Below are 3053 nucleotides of genomic sequence, written 5' to 3' on the forward strand. Positions count from 1 at the left end.
CGCCGGCCAAGGCGGGTATCGCTGCGAGCGCGGTCACGGCTGCCGCCGCCGCGGTGGCGCTTGTCCTGGCGCTCGCGGGCAATCCGCAGCAGGACGATCCGCCGCCTCCGCAGGCCAAGCCGTCCACAGTGCCGGTCGAGCCGTCACCGGACGAACCTCCGGTGGAGGTGCCGCAGCCGCCCGTACCGGCCCCCGGCCCGGAGGAGCCCGAGCCGGAGCCGCAGTCGGCAGAACCGGCGCCGGTGGAGCAGCGGCCCGCCGCGGGGCCGTCTCCGACACCGACGTCGTCTCCCACTCCACCGGCCCCCGCAACGGCTCCCACACCGACGCCGACACCGACTCCGACTTCGTCGCCTCCTGCTCCCCCGGCGCCTGCCGGCTACCAGGTCAGCCGGCTGGACTGGGACTATCTGGGCCGCTCCGACGAGCCGACCGTCCGGACGGCGGAGAGCTCATGGTTGTGGCAGCGCTCCGGCCTGCGGATCGGAGGCCGCCAGTACGGCCACGGTGTGACGGTGCACGCCCCCTCGTCGGTGACGATCGATCTCAACCGGGAGTGCACCTCCTACCAGGCGGTGGCCGGGGTCGACGACCTCACCATGGGACTGGGCGCGGTGCGGTTCGCCGTCCACGGCGACGGCAACCTGCTGTGGCAGTCAGAGGTGGTGCGCGGCGGTGATCAGGCCGTGCCGGTGAACGTGTCGCTGGTGGGCATGCGCTCGATGCGCCTGGTCGTGCAGCCGGAGTCGCCGCTCGGTTCGGCCGGGCTGGCCGACTGGGCCGAGTCCGTCATCAGCTGCCGCTGACCCACCGCCCACCCCGCCAACGCCAACCCCCGCACCGCCAGCCCTGCCAACGCCCGCCCCCGCAACGCCAAGCCGCCGCAACGTCTCGGGCCGGAGGGCGGCCCGTCGGGACCAGCACCGTCCTCACCCGCACACAGCGGGTCGCGTGTGGCGCGTTCGCGTGTGTGGCGGGGTCGCGTGTGTGGCGCGTTCGCGTGTGTGGCGGGGTCGCGTGTGGCGCGTTCGCGTGTGTGGCGCGTTGGCGTGTGCGTGGGCCTGCACGCGGCGGACGCGGCCGTGGTGCCCCGGCGCCTGCCCTCGGGCCGGGGTTCACAGTTCCCGGCGCATGAGCACGCACATCGCCTCGTGGCGACGGACCGACCCGTCAGATCCTTCCTCGTCCCAGGCGGCGGGCTCATGGCCGTACGCCGCGTAGCCCAGGCGCTCGTACAGGGCACGAGCCCGCGGGTTGTCCCCCTCCACAGCCAGTTCGGCACCGCGCAGCCCGCGGTTCCGGATCCGCTGTTCGGCGGCTCGGACCAGCAGCGTGCCCAGACCGCGGGAACGAAGGGCGGGCAGCACAGCGAACTGCCACAGGGTCCCGGCCCCCTCGGAGACCTGGTAGTCGATGCCGCCGATCGCCACCGGCAGGTCGACCGGGGTGCAGACGGCCAGGTAGTCCACTTCGCCGGCCGCGGCGCGTGCCAACTCCCGCTCCACGTGGCGCAGGTGGACGGCCGAGCCGGCCCAGGTGCACGCGGGCAGGTCTCGGAGCAGGAGGTCGCGTACACGGAGCGGTACGACGACGCTGGGTTCGAAGGGTTCGCCGGCTTCGGAGGGTTCGCCGGCTTCGGAGGGTTCGCCGGCTTCGGAGGGTTCGCCGGGTCCGGTGGGTTCGTGTGCGGTGGCCACGCCTGTGAGCATGCCGACCGGGGCGCCGGCACGGCAATGCGTTTCTACCCGCTTCCGGCTTTCCCGGCCGCAGGCCGATGGCCGCGCGGGGCGTCTCCCGGGCTCCAGAAGGGCCGGTCAGATGGCGGGGCGGGGAGGTACGCCGGCGGCCACGGCGCGCTGGCGGGGGGCTGCCGTGCCCGTCCAGCAGGTACCGCGGCGTTGCAGCAGGCGGCGCAACCACAGTTCGGTGGAGACGAGTTCGGCGATGCCGTCCAGCGGAAGCGCTTCGCCCTGGGCCGCGGACCGCAGAGCCTTGCGGACCACGCGGGCCTCCACCAGGCCGGCGTCGGCCAGCAGTGGCGCGTCGAAGAGGTCCAGGAGTTCACCGACCGAGGTGCGCAGGCCGGCGCGGGTGGCGGCGAGGTTGGCGACGTGCGAGGTGGCGCCCCAGCCGGGCGGCAGTTCGTGGATGCCCGCTCCGGCCAGTACGGTCCGCAGCACCGAGGCCCGGGCGCCGGGACGTACCCGGAGGGCTTCGGGCAGTTCCAGAGCGGCCCGCACCACCTGGTTGTCGAAGAACGGCGCGTGCAGTCGCTGGTTGCGGATCTCGGCGGCCTGCTCGAGGACCCGGTAGTCGGCGGCCTGGCGGGCGAGGGCCGCGCGGGCTCGCTGCACGCCCGGGCGGGGGCCGAAGCCGGATCCGGAGCGCATGGCCGCGGTCTCCAGCCGAACCGATACTTCGGCGAGTGCCTCCCCGGTGAGCCAGCGCGCGGCGGGGCCCGGACGGCACCAGGTGAGGGCGGCGAGGGAGGCGTCGAGTGCACCCTCGGCGAGGCCGTCGGTGTCGAAGGCGCGGTCGCGCAGGCGGCGTGCGGTGTCGACGACGCCCTCCCGCTGGGAGGTGCGGGCCAGCCGGCGGGCGGCCCGGTAGACGGTGAGCGGCACGAGGACGGAACCGCGTCGGGGGCCTTCGGCGACCGCGAGCGCGGCTGCGGGTCTCAGGAGTTGGCGTCGGCGGCGGTCCATCAGCAGGTCGGCGAGCCGGGCCGGGTGGGCATCGAGGACCTGGCGGGCGCCGTAGCCGATGAAGTGGTCGGCGCTGCCCGCGGCGAGCCGTCTGCGGTGGCGTTCGGCGAGGACGAGGGAGGGCCCGGGCTCGTCGGTGAGGGTGTCGTCGTCGAGGTCGCCGTAGGGCAGGGCGTCCTCGCCCGCCGCCACGACGACGTGGTGCAGCCGCGGGTTGTCGGCGACTGCTCTGGCCCGCTCGAGTTCGGCGGCGCGGCCCGAGTCGCCGTTGCCGGTGAGGTCGTTGAAGGTGACCGCGAGCAGCCGCTGCCCGGCGAGGGTGCCGGCGGCGCCGTAGACGGTGCCGGG

3 protein-coding genes are annotated in these 3053 nt (G+C 74.9%); 1 reads left to right on the forward strand and 2 read right to left on the reverse strand.

Annotated features, from left to right (window positions below; genetic code table 11):
- Positions 1–806, forward strand: an 806-nt coding sequence (locus tag ACYVE9_RS20865) for an NPCBM/NEW2 domain-containing protein (RefSeq protein ID WP_461029418.1), incomplete at its 5' end; no start/stop codon positions are given.
- Between the two features lie 309 nt (positions 807–1115).
- Here the strand turns inward: ACYVE9_RS20865 and ACYVE9_RS20870 are convergent.
- Together ACYVE9_RS20870 and ACYVE9_RS20875 are read right to left on the reverse strand one after the other, a co-directional pair.
- On the reverse strand, positions 1116–1697 hold the full coding sequence (locus ACYVE9_RS20870) for a GNAT family N-acetyltransferase (protein ID WP_461029419.1): 582 nt from the start codon (positions 1695–1697) through the stop codon (positions 1116–1118).
- 117 nt (positions 1698–1814) lie between these two features.
- On the reverse strand, positions 1815–3053 hold a 1239-nt coding region (locus ACYVE9_RS20875), incomplete at its 5' end, for an asparagine synthase-related protein (RefSeq protein WP_461029420.1).

It is taken from the genome of Streptomyces sparsus (assembly GCF_054776295.1).